11 protein-coding genes are annotated in these 16,623 nt (G+C 63.8%); 6 read left to right on the forward strand and 5 right to left on the reverse strand.

Annotated elements, in window-relative coordinates:
- Positions 1 to 227 precede the first annotated feature (227 nt).
- The gene (locus tag DCY11_RS00630) at positions 228 to 992 is read right to left on the reverse strand and encodes a TerC family protein (RefSeq protein WP_108680607.1); all 765 of its coding nucleotides are present in this window, start codon (positions 990 to 992) and stop codon (positions 228 to 230) included.
- A 252-nt stretch (positions 993 to 1,244) separates the two neighbouring features.
- Complete coding sequence (locus DCY11_RS00635) at positions 1,245 to 2,594, reverse strand: OprO/OprP family phosphate-selective porin (RefSeq protein WP_108680609.1); 1,350 nt, start codon at positions 2,592 to 2,594, stop codon at positions 1,245 to 1,247.
- Between the two features lie 601 nt (positions 2,595 to 3,195).
- Between DCY11_RS00635 and DCY11_RS00640 the strand changes: the two genes are divergently transcribed.
- From DCY11_RS00640 to hspQ, 3 genes are all read left to right on the forward strand, one after another.
- Positions 3,196 to 4,440 (forward strand): FAD-dependent monooxygenase, encoded by a 1,245-nt coding sequence (locus DCY11_RS00640; RefSeq protein ID WP_108680611.1) that lies wholly within the window; start codon positions 3,196 to 3,198, stop codon positions 4,438 to 4,440.
- A gap of 98 nt (positions 4,441 to 4,538) precedes the next feature.
- The gene (locus tag DCY11_RS00645) at positions 4,539 to 5,456 is read left to right on the forward strand and encodes a lysophospholipid acyltransferase family protein (protein ID WP_108680614.1); all 918 of its coding nucleotides are present in this window, start codon (positions 4,539 to 4,541) and stop codon (positions 5,454 to 5,456) included.
- Between the two features lie 56 nt (positions 5,457 to 5,512).
- Entirely contained in the window at positions 5,513 to 5,845 is a 333-nt protein-coding gene (gene hspQ, locus DCY11_RS00650; RefSeq protein WP_108683603.1) for a heat shock protein HspQ, read from the forward strand.
- Between the two features lie 151 nt (positions 5,846 to 5,996).
- Here the strand turns inward: hspQ and DCY11_RS00655 are convergent, their stop codons facing one another.
- Positions 5,997 to 6,542, reverse strand: coding sequence for an invasion associated locus B family protein (locus tag DCY11_RS00655; protein WP_159079705.1), 546 nt, complete (start codon positions 6,540 to 6,542; stop codon positions 5,997 to 5,999).
- A 556-nt stretch (positions 6,543 to 7,098) separates the two neighbouring features.
- On the opposite strand from DCY11_RS00655, the gene DCY11_RS00660 reads away from it, so the two are divergent.
- Together DCY11_RS00660 and DCY11_RS00665 are read left to right on the forward strand one after the other, a co-directional pair.
- On the forward strand, positions 7,099 to 8,832 hold the full coding sequence (locus DCY11_RS00660; RefSeq protein WP_108680618.1) for an extracellular solute-binding protein: 1,734 nt from the start codon (positions 7,099 to 7,101) through the stop codon (positions 8,830 to 8,832).
- A 58-nt stretch (positions 8,833 to 8,890) separates the two neighbouring features.
- Positions 8,891 to 10,501 carry a class I adenylate-forming enzyme family protein gene (locus tag DCY11_RS00665; protein ID WP_108680620.1) on the forward strand — a complete coding sequence of 537 codons (1,611 nt, stop codon included), beginning with the start codon at positions 8,891 to 8,893 and terminating at the stop codon, positions 10,499 to 10,501.
- Here the strand turns inward: DCY11_RS00665 and mfd are convergent.
- Together mfd and DCY11_RS00675 are read right to left on the reverse strand one after the other, a co-directional pair.
- Positions 10,498 to 14,013, reverse strand: coding sequence for a transcription-repair coupling factor (gene mfd, locus DCY11_RS00670; RefSeq protein WP_108680622.1), 3,516 nt, complete (start codon positions 14,011 to 14,013; stop codon positions 10,498 to 10,500). The two genes, DCY11_RS00665 and mfd, sit on opposite strands and share 4 nt — an antisense overlap.
- A gap of 28 nt (positions 14,014 to 14,041) precedes the next feature.
- Positions 14,042 to 14,317, reverse strand: a complete 276-nt coding sequence (locus DCY11_RS00675) for a succinate dehydrogenase assembly factor 2 (RefSeq protein ID WP_159079706.1) — start codon at positions 14,315 to 14,317, stop codon at positions 14,042 to 14,044.
- Positions 14,318 to 14,469: 152 nt separating this feature from the next.
- Here DCY11_RS00675 and recG point away from each other — a divergent pair, with 152 nt between their 5' ends.
- On the forward strand, positions 14,470 to 16,614 hold the full coding sequence (gene recG / locus DCY11_RS00680; protein WP_108680626.1) for an ATP-dependent DNA helicase RecG: 2,145 nt from the start codon (positions 14,470 to 14,472) through the stop codon (positions 16,612 to 16,614).
- The last annotated feature ends 9 nt before the right edge of the window (positions 16,615 to 16,623 follow it).

Consider the following 16,623-nt stretch of genomic DNA (forward strand, 5'->3'; position numbering starts at 1 on the left):
CTGCGTACTACGGGAAAGGCAATCGGCTCAACGCGATATTTTGTGCGGTGCGACTAAAAAATGCGCAGTGCAACCAATATGCGTGTCCGAATGGCGTACCGGGCGGATGTAACAGTTTCCTAGCAGCGCTCTGCTTGTCCACAATACCCACCGGGGTGAGGCCGATTGTACTGCCGATCGCCCTCGCCCGCCACCGCAACGGCGTGGCTTTGCAGCAACGCCTCGCCTCAGGCCTCCGGCGGCGGCTTCGGCGAGTCGTTCTCGCCCTCGATCGTCCGCCGCTTCTTGCTCGCCAGCACGTTGATGAACTCGACTCCCGCGGAGAACGCCATCGCGAAGTAGATGTAGCCGCGCGGAATGTGGAAGTGGAAGGCATCGGCCACGAGTGCGGCGCCGATGAGCAGCAGGAAGGACAAGGCCAGCATCTTGGTCGTCGGATGGCGCTCGATAAAAGCGGCCACCGGTCCCGAGGCGACATACATGACGGCGATGGCCACGACCACGGCCGCGACCATTACCTCGATGTGGTCCGCCATGCCCACGGCCGTGATGATCGAGTCCACCGAGAAGACGAGATCGATAACGGCGATCTGCACGACCGCCGCGGTCATCGAGGCCGCGATGGGTCCCGATCCGTTCTCGCCGCCGCTCCCCTCGATGCCTTCATGGATCTCGCGGGTGCCCTTCACCAGGAGGAACAACCCGCCTGCGAGAAGGATGAGATCACGCCATGAAAAGTCGTACTCCCCCACCGTGAAGATCGGCGTGGTCATATGGATGAACCAGGTGAGGAAGCCGAGCATGATGACGCGGAACACCAGCGCCAGCATCAGGCCGATACGGCGTGCGGTGAGCTGTTGCTCCGGCGGGAGCCGCTGCACCATCACGGAGATGAACACGACATTGTCGATGCCGAGCACGATCTCCATCGCACTCAAGGCCAAGAAGCTCGCCCAGACATGCGGATCAGTGAGAAATTCCACAAGCGTCATGAAGGTCCGACTGGCGTCGCGTCCGTTGCACCCCGGAGTCCTGCATAACGCAGATTACCGTAGTCGGTCTATTGCCCGTTTCGGAAGACCGGCACCGGTGCTCCGGCGTGACGCCGGCAAACGAGAAAGGCCCACCGGTCAAACCGGCGGGCCTCGCTCTATCAGCCCTTCCCCGAAGAAAAGGCCGCCGCCCGGGACAAGGGCGGCGGCAGTCTGGCGAAAGGGGATGTTCTCGCTATCAGATCGTCCGACTTACCAGTCGATCTGACCGCGCATACCGAAGCCGCTGATGTCGGCACCGTCGTTGTCGTTGAACTCACCGCCAACGTCGGTTCCGATGACGTTGAACATCAGGCGGGTGTAAGCGGTCGGGTACCAGTTCAGAGCGATGGTCCAGCCTTCCTGCTCACCGCACTCGACACAGTCTGCGCCCGCAGCGAGCAAGGCAGAGGCATCGGAGCCGATGTCCACGCTATCCCAGCGGCCGGCGATTTCCCAGGCACCCCAGCCACCGTTCTTCAGGTCGAAGGGATTGTTGGGCTTCACGCGGCCGAATTCACCCTTGTCGGCTTCGTAGTTCCGCATGTCGTCGGTCAGGAACATGCTGCCGAAGACGTACCAGCCGTTGTAGTCAGGGTTCAGGCTGCGGGTCGACATGCTCTTGTAGTACTGCGGCACGTCCGGCGTCAGCTCGGCGTATTCACCCTGGACCGAGAAGCGGCGCCACACGGCGGCACCTTCAAGACCCCAGTACTGGTCGGATTCACCGATCGCGTCCGCCTCAACAAAACGGTCGGACAGGTGAAGACCGGCACGAGACTGGTAGTCGTAGAGGGCCGTAACGCCTTCCTCGGTACCGTTGTTGCGGCTGCGATAGCTGGCGCCCAAGTGAACGACCGCTTCGTCGGTGTTGACGGGAGCGACCGTACCGCGGACAGCCCAAATCGACGGGCCGTCATCCCAAACACCATCGTCGCCGATGTTCGGACCGTTGTAGCTCGACTGGAACGACCAACCGAAGTCATCGTCGCTACCGGCGTGGATGCCGACACCGAGAGCACGAGGCTCGGCTTCGAAGGCCTCGATGAAGAAGGCCCGCTCCATGAAGGTGATGAAGCGCGAGCTGGTCATACCCTCGAGGGAGTTGGCGATCTTGAACTGACCGAACAGGATCTCAAGGTTGTTCCAATCGCTGAAACCAGCGTAGGCGATGTAAGCGTCCTTGATGTCCGTGTCGTTGCCGGCGAAGTCGATTTCGAACTTGTACTTCCAGTCGTACCAGATCTTGCCTTCAACGCCGAGACGCGCGCGGCGCGCTTCCCAATCGTTGATGTCCGGATCGCCGGTGATCGGCTCATCCTGGTCGATCGAGTCGTAATCGACCTGCAAGCGACCGCGAACCTTGAAGCTGAACTTGCCGTCAGCGCTCGAAATCTGCGGCGCGCCCTTCCACTTCACGACAGGCTGAGACTTCTTGTATTCCTCGAACTCCGCCCGGGTGATGTACTGCGCTTTGGCAACCGGCGCTGCCGAAGCAAGAATTGCAAACGCGCTGGCGCTCGCAAACAACGTAAGACCGACTTTCTTAAGTCCCCCGATCATGACCCCTCTCCACTCTGATAGAGTTAAGTTTTCCGTGTGGCTTCATCGCCAGGCCGAGGTGTTCTGTCCCTCTTGAACCCAGCAAAATCAGCGAGCCCGCTTCCTGCGAACCTCGGTTAACGTTCTATTTCCCGAGCCATGACGGGTGTGTGACACTCCGGCGACATCCAGGATTTGACTCAGGGCTGTTGCACATTGGCCACGGGGGTCCCTCGAGCCGCAGAATAGCAGCTTCCGACCCTCTGAACCGGGGCGCTTTAACGCGCTGTTCTGGATTGTGTTTTTGTCTTCCGGGCGATGTGCCGCGGCGGCCGGTCGCAGGCCTCGCCAAGTCCACGATGTCAGTGATCTTTTCGCCCTACCGCAGTCCAAAAGACCTTCGGCGCCCGGGAAATAGGCGCGCCGGTGCCAGATCCGGAAAATCCTGCTCTGAGACAATGACTTAGACGGCATTGCGCGAAGTGGAATCGCAACTTCGCGATTCCGGCCCCGTGACCTCCCTTGGGCCGTTCGGGAAGCCTGCCCAAGCATCAGCGCCAGCCGATGTTGATCCGTGCGTTCCGGCCCCCGCTGCGCTATCAGGAAACAGGAAGGATTGACGATGAGTGCGCAGACGCCGGATACGCCGATATTCGATGTGGTCGTGGTCGGAGCCGGCCCCTCAGGCATCGCGACCGCGCTAGCGCTCCACCACGTGGGCGCGGCCGTGGCCCTTGCCGGCCCGCCGCCCCCTGCGACCGCGCCGGCCAGGCCCGAAACCCGCACGGCGGCGTTGCTGACGAGTTCGGTCGACTTCCTGAAGCGCCTCGGCGTGTGGGAGCGGCTGGCGCCCAATGCCGCGCCGCTCACGGCCATCCGGATCGTCGATGCCTCCCGCAGCCTGCTTCGTTCACCCGATATCGCATTTGAAGCCCGGGAACTGGGCCTCGACAGCTTCGGCTTCAACATTGCGAACGCCGCCTTGAACACGGTCCTCTATGAGCGCGCGCGCGCTGTCCTGCCCAGGCTCGCGCCCGAGCCTGTCGAAACAATAGATCTCGGCCCGGATCGGGCCACGCTGACGTTCCGGTCCGGGGACCAGCTCTCGTGCCGTCTGATCGCGGGGGCCGACGGTCGCCGTTCGATCTGCCGCGAGGCGGCGAAAATCGAGACGCGGGACGTGCGCTATGAACAAGCGGCCATTGCCTCCGGCTTTCGCCACAGCCTGCCCCATCGGGGGGTCGCGACCGAGCTCCACCGGGAGGGCGGTTCGGTGACGAGCGTGCCGACACCCGATCAACACACGTCGAGCCTGGTTTGGGTCACCAGCAGGGAGGAAGCCGAAGAGTTGATGGGTCTCGACGAGGCAAGCTTCGCAGGCCGCCTGCAAGAGCGCTTCGACGAGACCCTCGGTGTCATCTCGGACGTGGGACCGCGCGCCAGCTTTCCCGTCGCGGGGCTCACCGCCAAGCAAATGGCGGCGAACCGTACCGCGCTCGTGGGAGAAGCTGCTCATATCATGGCGCCGATCGGCGCTCAGGGGCTCAATCTCGGCCTTCGGGATGCGGCGGCCCTGGCAGATTGTGTCGCCGATGCCTTGCGCCATGACCGCGATCCCGGCGGCACCGCGGTCCTCGCCCAATATGCCAAGGCGCGTCAGCTCGATGTCCTGTCGCGTACGGTCGGGGTCGATCTCTTGGGGCGCTCGCTGCTGACCAAGCTCCTGCCCGTGCAACTGGCGCGCAGCGCGGTTCTGACCGGGCTCAACGCCTTCGCACCCCTGAAGCGGATGGTGATGCAGGCCGGACTGGCACCGCCCGCTGATCTGCCGCGCCTCATGCGCCCTGTCGACAGCCTGCCTGCTTGACGTTGCTCCGGAGAGTCTTCAAGACGTTGCGCTTCCCGACGCCGCCCCGAAACCATCCCGGCGCTTCTCGCATCAATCGAACGACTGAAGGCTGACACTTGGCGAATTCACTCGACACCTCCTTCGCAACCGATCTCAAGTACCGGCTCGAATATGGCGGGCTTCGCTTTCTGATTGGCCTTGTCCGTCTCGTCCCGCTCGATACCGCCTGCGATATCTCCGCCTTCTTCTGGCGGGTTCTGGGCAAGCGCAACCGCCGCCACAAGCGCGCCTTGGCCAATCTGGAGCGCGCCTTTCCCGAGAAGTCGCCCGAGGAGCGCGAGCGCATCGCTGTTGCCGCCTGGGACAATCTCGGTCGGGTGATGGTCGAAACGATGAACATCGACCGTATCATCAAGGACCCCAGCCGGCTGCACGTGACCAACGGGCACTGGATCGGGCGCTACAAGGACAAGATGGGCCCGGCGCTTATCGTGACCATGCACATGGGCAACTGGGAAATCGGCATGTGGCCCGTGACCCTCGCCGGCGTCCGTCCGGCGGGCGTCTATCGCTCGGTGAAGAACCCCTATGTCGACCGTTATCTGCGCGAGCAGCGCCAAGCCCTTTATCCAGGGGGGCTTTTCGGTCGCGGCCGCACTGCCGGCGATGATGAAACACAGAAAACGGCCAGGCTGATCATGGACTATGTCCGCCAGGGCGGCAGGCTTGGCTTCATCTCGGATTTGTACGACCGCAACGGCATCGAGGTCCCGTTCTTCGGCCATCTGGCGAAGAGCATGCCGATCGCCGCCATGATCGCGCGCCGCGTGGGTGCCCGTATCTGGATCGGCCGTTGCGTCCGGATCGGCAACCGCTCGGTTTTCGACGTCAACGTCAACGAGCTCAGGATCCCCCGGACCACGAATCAGGCCGAAGACATTCGGGCCATCACGGCCGCGATCCAGCGCTATTTCGAAGTGTGGATCCGCGAGAACCCCGAACAGTTCATGTGGTCAAATCGCCGCTGGTCCTAAGGTCTTGCGGTCCCGCGTTGACACTGTGCCGTGCCCGCGATCTTATCTGTAGGATGATGTCCACGGTTCGAAACGCACGATTCCAGATCGGTCAAGTGGTCCGCCACCGGGTCTATCCCTTCCGCGGCGTCGTCTTCGACGTGGACCCAACCTTCTCCAATACGGAAGAGTGGTATGCGTCCATTCCGAAGGACGTTCGGCCGGCAAAGGACCAGCCCTACTACCATCTGCTCGCGGAGAACGCCGACACCGAATACGTGGCCTACGTCTCGGAGCAGAACCTGTTGCCGGACGAATCCGACGAGCCATTGCGGCACCCGCAAATCCCGGAGTTCTTCGAGGACCTGAGGGACGGCGTGTTCCGTTTCCGCTTCGTCCAGGAGCATTGAGCCGATCCCCGGCGGTTTTCCGCTGTCCCATCTCCTCACGTGATTAGACGCTCGACGCGCCTAAGGTGCTCAGCAGCCACAGAAAGGGCCGCGCAGGTGATCCTACGCGGCCCAATAAATTCTGTTGTCGGGGCTCGAGCGCCCGCTGATCTTATTGCTGCGGCGCTGCGCCGGGCTGCGGAGCTGCACCAGGCTGCTGGGCGCCACCGGCTTGCCCCTGACGGGCCTTGGCGGCGAGTTCCTGCTGGCGCTTCCGATACATTTCGATCGTCTGGCGACGCTGCTGCTCATAGGCAGCGGTGTCGGTGGGCGGACCATCGAACGCCGCGGAAAAGCCGGTCAACGGCACCGGGAAGGCCATGGTCTTCTTCTGCACGTTCATCGCCGCGACGACCATCTGCTGCCCGGCCCGCATCTTGGCCAGGAGATCGTCCGTGAGTTCCATGTCTGCTTGGCAACTCGCCGGGAAGCAGACTGAGAACGGCATCGGGGTCGGCTGCTCCTTGTCCACGACAACCTGCGCGCCGGTCGGCATCACCAGCGAGTAGACCGTCGGCATGCGGACGATGAACTGCTTCGTGGGATCGCCTTCCACGGTACGGATGGCCGCATAGACCATCACGATGCCCATGTTGGGATCGAAGGTCTCGTGTTGGATCAGACAAATCTGCTTGTTGCCAGTCTGCTCGTTCTTCACGCACAGCTTGACCAAGAGGGTTGCGCGGATGCCGCCGGCGCAGCTGCGCCGCCAGCCGGGGCGCGCTTGGGTGCTGCGGAGGAATTGGGCTGCTGGGCCATCGCGAGCACGCTGGCGGAAGTGATGCCGAGCACCAGAAGACTTGCGCCCAGCACATGACGCGCCGCTGTGCGGCCAATACTATTCCAGCGATCCTTGGACCAGATCATTAAACGACCTTTCCTCTCTCTATATTTGGACCGGCAATGATCCGCCGACCCTACCGGTGCCCATTCTCCCTAACTAGGGTCAATACCCGAAATGCGGCGCGGGCGTGGCTTTATAACCGCTGTCTCGGGCTTGCCGTAGTCTCGGCCTTCCGGTGATCTAGATTGGGGAAGGATTCGGTACGACGTAAGATTTGTTAGTTAGGAATGTTACCTTTAGCTCGATAGCGTAACGCGCTGGCATCTATAGCCATCCAAGGTCATCGTTGAAAGCCCCTATTTTGCTCCTGTCCGCGGGACTCCTGCTCTGCCCTGCAGGAGCCCTGGCGGACCCCAAAGGCGGAATCGCCATGCACGGCGAGCCGCTCGAGCATGCCGATTTCTCAAACTTTCCTTATGCCAACCCCGCCGCACCCAAGGGCGGCCGGGCCCGTTTCGGCAAACAAGGCAGTTATGACAACCTCAATCCGTTCATTGTGAAGGGTGTTTCGGGCGACGGCGTGCGCGAGTATGTCTACGAGACCCTGATGGCCCGGGCCTATGACGAGCCCTTCACGCTTTACGGCCTGATCGCCGAAACCATCGAAACGCCACCGGACCGGTCCTGGGTCGAATTCACCCTTAACCCTGCGGCCAAGTTCTCGGACGGCACCCCGATTACGGTGGATGACGTCATCTTCTCCCATGCGGTCCTCCGGGACCACGGGCGTCCCAACCACCGCTCCTACTACAAGAAGGTCGTGAAGGTCGAAAAGACGGGCGAGCGCTCCGTCCGCTTCACGTTCGACGACTCCGGGGACCGGGAAATGCCGCTGATCATGGGGCTAATGCCGATCCTCCCGAGCCATGCCCTGACGCCAGAGAGCTTCGAGCAAACCACGCTCGATCCGCCGCTTGGCAGCGGGCCCTACACCGTGGACGCGGTCGATCCCGGCAAGAGCCTCACCTTCAAACGCGATCCCAACTATTGGGGGCGCGACCTGCCGGTCAATCGCGGCCGCTACAATTTCGATGAGATCCGCGTCGATTATTTCCGGGACGCGAGTTCCATGTTCGAGGCATTCAAGTCCGGGCTCGTCGACCTGAGGGACGAGCTCTCGCCCAACCTTTGGGCGCAAGGGTATGACTTCCCCGCACTGCGGCAGGGCAAGGTCGTGACTGAAGCCCTGCCGATCGAGACACCGGCGGGCATGTCGGCCCTCGTCTTCAACACGCGCCGGCCGATCTTCTCCGATCCGCGCGTGCGGCAGGCGCTTATCCGTATGTTCGACTACACCTGGATCGACCGGACGCTCTATCACGACCTCTTCGCGTACTCGCAAAGCTATTTCGCCCGTTCGGAGCTGTCGTCGCATGGCCGCCCGGCTGACGAGACCGAGCGCGCGCTCCTGGCTCCCTTCCCCGACGCCGTGAAGCCGGAGATCATGGACGGGACATTTTCGTTCGCGGCGAGCGAAGGGGCCGGCCAGAACCGCGAGGGCCGCATCGCCGCACTGAAGCTGTTGAGCGAGGCGGGCTATGTGTTGCGGAACGGTACGCTGGTGAACGCCGAGACGGGCGAGCCGTTCACCTTCGAGATTCTGGCGCGCACCCGCTCGCAGGAACGCTTGCTCCTCACCTATGCGGATGCGCTCAAGAGGATCGGAATCGAGGTCCGCATCCGCCAGGTCGACTCCGCGCAGTATGAGCGCCGCAAGCAGACCTTCGAATTCGATATGATCCCGAACTATTGGGGAGCCTCGCTGTCGCCCGGCAACGAACAGTCATTCCGTTGGGGCAGCAAAGCGGCCAAGACGGAAGGCTCGTTCAATTTGGCGGGGGTCGAGAACGAGGCGGTGGATGCGATGATCGCCGCTATGCTCGAAGCCAAGACACGCGAGGATTTCGTCTCGGCGGTGCGGGCCTTGGACCGGGTTCTCCTGTCCGGTGACTATGTGGTGCCGTTGTTCTATCTACCGGATCAATGGGTCGCCCGCTGGACTAAGCTGCGACGGCCGGACGAAACGCCGCTCTACGGTTACCAGATCGACACGTGGTGGTACGACCAAGACCAGGATTCCCGCCGCGAAACCCGGAAGCCGTAAAGCCCGATGAACGACCGTGAGCCGATAACGATCTTGATCCGCCACCAACTCTGAGACGATGACGACCCTAGCCGCGCCACAGCCAGATAGACCGCAAGACAGTGCCCGCATCACGCCGGCCGGCCTGTTGCGCCGCCGTGCCGAGCAATCTCCGGATGCCTTGGCGCTGCTCGACCCGCCGAACCGCCGGATTCTGGCGCCGTCCGCTCCCCGGCGTCTGTCCTTCGGCGAGGCCGACATCGCCGTCGAGGCGCTGGCCGCATATTTCGCGCATGTGGGTCTTGAGCCTGGCGACTGCGTCGCGGTTCAGCTTCCGAACCTCGTCGAATCTCCGCTCACCTTGCTGGCGGCCTGGCGCGCCGGACTGACCGTCGCCGCCGTTCCGATGCTGTGGCGCGCGACCGAGCTTGCAAAGGTCTGTGACTTGCTCGAGCCCGCAGCGCTCATCGGCATGTCGAGTTGCGCGGGTGAACGTCCGGCCAACCTCTTACGCGATGTCGCCGCCACGCGCCTGTCGATCCGCTTCGTCATGGGCTTCGGCACCGATCTTCCCGACGGGGTCGCGTCTCTCGACGATGCGATTCTCGATGGCCCCGCCCCGGGCTTTGTGCCGCGCGCCAATCCAGGCCTGGCCCTGATCACCTTCACGGCCCGCGCCGGCGAGCCCGTGGTTCCCCTCGTCCGGGAGGAGAAGGACCTGCTCCTGCAAGGGGCGATGACCGTGATGGCCTTGCCGCTCGACCGCCACGACGTGATCCTCAATCCCTATCCGCTCACGGGACCCATCGGCATCACCTTGGGGCTCGCACCATGGCTGATCGGCGGGACCGCCCTAGCGCTACACGACCCGTTCGACCACGCCGTGTTCGTCCAGCAGATTTTGACCACGGGCGCGACCGTGACCGCCCTGCCCGGCACGGTTCTGGACCGCCTTCTCGAAGAGGGCGTCGTGACCGATCCGCAATGCGCACTTCGGCATGTCGGCCGGGTCTGGGCCGCACCGAACCTCGGCGATCGGCTGGCCGCAGAAGCGCCGGCGGATCGCGGCGGCTTCGATCTCTATCCATTGGGCGACCTGGCCTGCGTGATCGAGCGCGACGGTAGGAGGCAAGAACGTGGAACACTGCCGGCAGGCGTGTTCCAGATTACCGACCACGGAGAGACAACTGCGTTTCTGGAGACGGCGCTCGTTGCCGGACCGGAGCCGGACACGAAGGACATCGCTGTCCGGGGTCCGCTGATCCCGAAACTGCGTGCGTTCGCGGACACGGCGCACGATTCGGGCGCCCGCGATGCTCGAAGCTACGTCACAACAGGCTTGCGCGGCGAGATGCGGAACGGCCGCCTTGCCGTCCTTCGCGATCCCGAGCTCGTCTACCATGGCGGGTTCACCATCGCGGCCTCGGAACTGGACGGGCTCTATCAAGCGTTCCCAAGGTTTCTCGATGCGGCCTGTTTCGTTGTGGCCGATCCGGTCATGGGAGATCGGATCTTCGCCGCAGTCGTCCCAGACCCATCCATGCCGGTGTCGCTGGCAGCGCTTCGGGACTTTCTGAACGAGCGGAGCGTCGCGTCCTACAAGTGGCCCGACAAACTCCTGATCGTTCGCACGATCCCACGCGACGCCGAGGGCCGCATTCTGCGCGATCAAATCCTGAAGCAGATCTAGGCTGCCGCTTTTGCCGCACCGGCGATCTTGGCAAGCTCTTTGAGGAAATCCCGCGCGCCGATCAGACGATCTTCCGCGCTCGGCCAATTGCCGTAGAAGACCAGCTTCTGATCGGGCTGCACCTTGGTTTTGCGCGCATACTTGCTGATCATGCGCATGAGCCCTTCGGGATTGGCGAACTCATTGTTCCGGAACGCCACGACGAGCCCCTTGGGGCCCGCATCGATCTGCTCGACATTGGCCTGACGGCAGAGCCCCTTGATCTCGACCACGTCCAGGAGGTGGCGCACTTCATCCGGCAACGGACCGAACCGGTCGATCAGCTCGGCGGCGAAGGCCTCGATGGCCTCCTGGGTCTCGACACCCGAGAGACGCCGGTAGAGGCCAAGACGAACCTGCAGGTCCGGCACATAGGCGTCGGGGATGAGAACCGAGGTGCCGAGATTGATGCGCGGGCTCCACTGATCCTCGATCGTGGCCCCCTCGCCCTCGCGTAGCGCGGCAACGGCTTCCTCGAGCATGGACTGGTAGAGCTCGAAACCGACTTCGCGAATATGGCCGGACTGTTCCTCGCCGAGAAGATTGCCTGCCCCGCGTAAGTCGAGATCGTGGCTTGCGAGAATGAACCCGGCGCCCAGCGTGTCGAGCGACTGCAGCACCTTGAGGCGCTTCTGCGCCGCCGGGGTGATACGCGCATCGGCGGGGATCGTGAAATAGGCATAGGCGCGGATCTTGGAGCGGCCGACCCGCCCACGCAGCTGATACAGCTGGGCGAGACCGAAACGGTCCGCGCGATAAACGATCAGCGTGTTGGCGGACGGAATGTCGAGTCCGCTTTCGACGATGGTCGTCGACAGCAGCACGTCGTATTGCCGGTCGTAGAAGGCGTTCATCACATCGTCGAGTTCGGTCGAACTCATCTGACCGTGCGCCCGCGCGACGCGCAGCTCCGGCACGTGCTCCTGGAGAAAGGCGCCGGCTTCGTCGAGATCAGAAATGCGCGGCACCACAAAGAACGTCTGGCCGCCCCGGAAGCGCTCGCGCAACAATGCCTCGCGTAGCGTCATGGGATCGAACGGCGACACGTAGGTGCGCACCGCGAGACGGTCCACGGGCGGCGTCGCGATCAGCGACATCTCCCGTACGCCGGACATGGCGAGTTGCAGCGTGCGCGGGATCGGCGTGGCGCTCAGCGTCAACACGTGCACGTCCTCGCGCAGCTCTTTCAGCCGTTCCTTGTGCTTCACGCCGAAATGCTGCTCCTCGTCGATGATGAGGAGGCCAAGATCGGCAAAGTCGATAGACTTGCCGAGCAGCGCGTGCGTACCGATGACGATATCGATGTCGCCCTTTTTCAGGCCTTCCTTGGTCGCGTTCAGCTCCTTGCCGGTGACGAGGCGGGAGGCCTGCGCGATGCGGACGGGAAATCCCCGGAACCGCTCGACGAAAGTATTGTAGTGCTGCCGGGCCAGAAGCGTGGTCGGCACAACCACGGCAACCTGCTTGCCTGCGAGCACGGCCACCAAGCTCGCACGAAGGGCCACTTCGGTCTTGCCGAAGCCAACGTCGCCGCAGACGAGACGGTCCATGGGACGCCCGCTCGCCAGATCGTCCAGCACCGCGTTGATGCTGGTCATCTGGTCTTCGGTCTCTTCATAGGGGAAGCGCGCGGCGAACTCTTCATAGGTGCCATCGGGCGGTGCGAGCGACGGGGCCGTGCGCAGCTCGCGCATGGCGGCAACCTTGATGAGCTTCTCGGCCATGTCGCGGATGCGCTGCTTCAGCTTCGCCTTGCGCGACTGCCAGGCGACGCCGCCGAGCTTGTCGAGAACGACATTGGTCTCGTCCGAGCCGTAGCGCGTCAGAAGCTCGATATTCTCGACAGGCAGATAGAGCTTGTCGTTGCCCTGGTAGTGGAGTTCGAGACAGTCGTGCGGCTCGCCCGCCGCCTCGATCGTGCTGAGGCCGACGAAGCGCCCGATGCCGTGATCCGCGTGCACGACGAGATCGCCAACCGCGAGGCTGGAGGCTTCCGTCAGCGCATCGGACGCTTTGGGCTTGCGCTGCTTCCGCACCAGCCGGTCGCCCAGAATGTCCTGCTCGCCGATGACAGCGAGGCCCGGCGACTCGAACCCGGTCTCAAGCGGCAGTACGGCGACGGCGACCAAGTCATGCGGCGCGGCAACGGCGTCAGGGAATGTCTCCACGCGAACCGTGCCGTCCAGCCCATGTTCCGCGAGCAGCGCCGCGAGCCTCTCACGCGCGCCCGTACTCCAGCAGGCAACGACGACAACCTTTTTCGCCGCGATCAGCTTCTTTGTGTGCGCCACGACCGCATCGAAAACATTGGCGCCTTCCGTTTGGCGCTCCGGCGCGAACGAACGACCCTGCCGTCCGCCGTAGGAGACAATGGTTGCGCCGTCGCCTTCCGGGCGCTCGAACGTATCGAAAGCGATCACATGCGGCGCAGCGCTCAAGAGCCCCTGCCACTCGGATTCCGTCAGGAACATGCTGTCGGCCGGGACCGGATGATAAGGCGGCGCGCCGAATGCCTTCCGCTCCAGTGCTTCCGAACGGGCGTCATGGTGATCAGTCACCTGTTCCAGCCGGCTCTCGCGCGCATCGTCTGACAACGGATCGAGTGTGACGACGGCGCCTGGCAGATAATCAAACAGCGTATCGAGCCGCTCATGGAACAGCGGCAGCCAATGCTCCATGCCTTGGTGCTGCTGGCCTGCCGAGATGGCCTCGTAGAGAGGGTCGTCACCCTTCACGGTCCCGAACAGTTCCACGTAACGCTGGCGGAACCCGCTGCGCACCTCGGGCGTCAGCGCCACTTCGCTCATGGGCAGGAAATCGATCGCCTCGATGCGCGATTCCGTGCGCTGGGTTTCCGGATTGAAGGCGCGGATGGATTCCAGCGTGTCGCCGAAGAAATCGAGCCGGACTGGCTGCCCTCCCGGCGGGAATAGATCGAGGATGCCGCCCCGCACCGCGTACTGGCCCGCATCGGTCACGGTGCCGGTGCGCACGTAACCTGCAGACTCGAGCCGCTCCACGAGCTTGCCCATGTTCAGGACATTGCCGGCACGGAGATTGAGGCTGGAAGCCTCGATAAAGGCGCGCGGCGGGACGCGCTGAAGAACCGCATTCACGGAGGTCAGCAGCACGAGCGGGGCCGCGTCTCCGTCCTGCCGGGCAGCGAGGGCCGACAGGGCCTCGATCCGGTCGGCGACAATCTCCGCATTGGGCCCGACCCTGTCGTAGGGCACGCTGTCCCAGGCGGGGAAGTTCAGGACGCGCACATCGGGCGCGAAAAAGCGAATGGCTTCTTCGAGCGTCGCCGCGCGCTGCCCGTCCCGCGCCACATGCAGGATGGGCGCACCCGCATGGCGCGCGAGTTCCCCGAGCAGCAAGGCGTCGAGCCCTTCGGGCACGCCGCTCGCGATGGCACGATGACCCGCCAGAAGGCGGTCCACAGGCAGGGACGGCAGAGGATCTTGAGAACTCATGACGCTACGGCTTGCTCGGCTGGCGCGGCTACTGCCGCGTTCCCGGAAAATTGTGGAACTCGCGGATCAGGACGATCAGCGTGTCCAGATCCTTGTCGCCCAGCGAGTATCCCTCATAGACGGACAACTCGATTTCCGGGTCTTGCATCTCGATCAGGCGCTCCAGGACGGCGATCTCGTCGGAATTCATGCTGTCGACGGCTTGCTCGGCAAAGCGGCCAAGCAGATAGTCCATCTCCTTCGTGCCTCTGTGAGAAGCCCGCCAGACGGCCCGGCGGCGCCGCATTCCAAGATCACTCGTCATGATCCAAGCTTCCAATCCTCGTTGCTGCGTTAGACCGAGCGGCCCTTTCGATGTCAAGGCCCCGCCGCGCCACACAGAGCGCATGTCCTGCGCTACAAAAGCCGCGCTTTGGGATACCAGGCCCGTGCCGAATCGCCTGATAGACTAGTCCCATGCGCCCCGCCCGGCTCAATCCGCTCTTCACACCCGTACGCACGCTGAAAGGTGTCGGCCCGCGAATCGAAGGGCTCCTAGACAAACTTTTAGCGCCCAAAGGTGTCGGGCCCAAGGGCGCGGGCAACAAGCATGCGGGGGCTCATGCACGCCTGATCGACCTTCTGTGGCATTTTCCGGTCGGCCTCATCGACCGGGCGCACACACCGTCGATCGCCGAGAGCCCGCTGGGGCAAATCGTGACCCTGACCGTCCGCCTGGCAGAGCATCGTCCCGGCGGCGGGCGAAAGGGGCGCCGGGCGCCCTATCGCATCCTGGTGGAGGACGAAACCAGCGCCCTGGACCTCGTCTACTTCAAGGCCGACCAGCGCTATCTGGAACGCCTGCTTCCGGTGGGCGAGACCCGGATCATCTCGGGCCGGCTCGAATCCTATGACGGCCGCCTGCAAATGCCCCACCCGGACCATGTGGCCCCTGTGGAAGGCGCCGGTGTGCCGGAGCTCGAACCGGTCTACCCGCTCACGGCCGGCCTCTCCAATACGAGCCTGCGCAAAGCCGTCCACGGCGCGCTGCAGGCGCTGCCGGCCCTGCCCGAGTGGATCGACGATACATTCCTGAAGAAGAACGATTGGGCCTCGTTCGCCGAGAGCATCAAGGCGCTTCACGCGCCGACGAGCGACGAAGACTTCCTGCCGGCCAACCCGGTGCGCGAACGGCTCGCCTATGACGAGCTTCTCGCCAACCAGCTGGCACTCGCCATTCTCCGCCAATCGATGAAGCGCCGCGCGGGCCGGACGATCACGGCGCCGGGACGGCTTCGCAAAGCCATCCTCGATGCCCTGCCCTTCGCGCTGACCGGCGCCCAGACCCGCGCGCTCGCGGAGATCGACGCCGACATGGCCGACCCGCTCCACATGCTGCGCCTGCTGCAAGGCGACGTCGGCAGCGGCAAGACGATTGTCGCGCTTCTGGCCATGGCGACAGCAGTCGAAGCCGGTCACCAGGCCGCCTTGATGGCTCCGACCGAGCTTCTGGCGCGCCAGCACCACGAAACCATCTCTCGCTTCGCCGCGCCCGCCGGCCTTCGCGTGCGGCTGCTTACGGGCCGCGAGCGAGGCAAGGAACGGCTGGCGATCCTGGACGCGTTGAAGGCTGGTGAGATCGACATCCTGCTCGGCACCCACGCGCTGTTTCAGGAGGCAATTGCGTTCAAGGATCTCGGCCTTGCAGTCATCGACGAGCAGCATCGCTTCGGTGTGCATCAACGGCTGGCGCTTCAGGCCAAAGGCGTCGGCGCGGGCGCCGAACTCCTCGTCATGACGGCAACCCCCATTCCGCGCACGCTGCTGCTGACCAGCTACGGCGATCTGGACGTGTCACGGCTCGACGAGAAGCCGCCGGGGCGCAAGCCCGTGCTGACGCGAACGGTGCCCCTGGAGCGGCTCGATGAAGTGGTGGAAGGGATCGAACGCGCCGTCGAGACCGGCGCACAGGTCTACTGGGTGTGCCCGCTCGTGGGCGAATCCGAAATGCTCGATCTCGCCGCGGCCGAGGAACGCTTTGCGCATCTGCAGAAACGCTTCGGCGACAAGGTCGGCTTGGTGCATGGCAAGCTGAAGGGCAAAGAGAAAGACGCCGTCATGGCGCGCTTCGCGGCCGGTGAGCTTGCCGTGCTCGTCTCCACCACCGTGATCGAGGTGGGCGTGGACGTTCCCAATGCGTCGATCATGATCATCGAACATGCGGAACGTTTCGGCCTGGCCCAGCTGCACCAATTGCGCGGGCGCGTCGGCCGCGGGGCGGCGCAGTCCTCCTGCGTGCTTCTCTACAAGGCACCACTCGGCGAGGTCGCGCGCGAGCGGCTCAACGTCATGCGCGACACGGAAGACGGCTTCGTCATCGCGGAGGAGGATTTGCGCCTGCGCGGCGGAGGCGAAGTGCTTGGTACGCGGCAGAGCGGCCTCCCCGCCTTTCGCATCGCGCAGCTCCCCGAGCATCAGGACCTGCTCGCCGCCGCCCGTGACGAGGCCAGGCTCTGCCTTTCACGCATGCCGCATCTGGAAGGTGAGCGCGGCGAACGCTTACGGCTTTTGCTCTACCTATTCGAACGCGACGATGCCGTGAGGCTCATGCGGGCGGGCTAGCCCTGAGTG

Origin of the sequence: Methyloceanibacter sp. wino2 (assembly GCF_003071365.1) — a bacterium.
Lineage (GTDB): Bacteria > Pseudomonadota > Alphaproteobacteria > Rhizobiales > Methyloligellaceae > Methyloceanibacter.

Coding starts and splice junctions, on each gene's coding strand:
- DCY11_RS00630 (WP_108680607.1), bottom strand. CDS start 992: ATGACGCTTGTGGAATTTCTCACTGATCCGCATGTCTGGGCGAGCTTC.
- DCY11_RS00675 (WP_159079706.1), bottom strand. CDS start 14,317: ATGACGAGTGATCTTGGAATGCGGCGCCGCCGGGCCGTCTGGCGGGCT.
- DCY11_RS00660 (WP_108680618.1), top strand. CDS start 7,099: ATGCACGGCGAGCCGCTCGAGCATGCCGATTTCTCAAACTTTCCTTAT.
- mfd (WP_108680622.1), bottom strand. CDS start 14,013: ATGAGTTCTCAAGATCCTCTGCCGTCCCTGCCTGTGGACCGCCTTCTG.
- hspQ (WP_108683603.1), top strand. CDS start 5,513: ATGTCCACGGTTCGAAACGCACGATTCCAGATCGGTCAAGTGGTCCGC.
- DCY11_RS00640 (WP_108680611.1), top strand. CDS start 3,196: ATGAGTGCGCAGACGCCGGATACGCCGATATTCGATGTGGTCGTGGTC.
- DCY11_RS00635 (WP_108680609.1), bottom strand. CDS start 2,594: ATGATCGGGGGACTTAAGAAAGTCGGTCTTACGTTGTTTGCGAGCGCC.
- recG (WP_108680626.1), top strand. CDS start 14,470: ATGCGCCCCGCCCGGCTCAATCCGCTCTTCACACCCGTACGCACGCTG.
- DCY11_RS00665 (WP_108680620.1), top strand. CDS start 8,891: ATGACGACCCTAGCCGCGCCACAGCCAGATAGACCGCAAGACAGTGCC.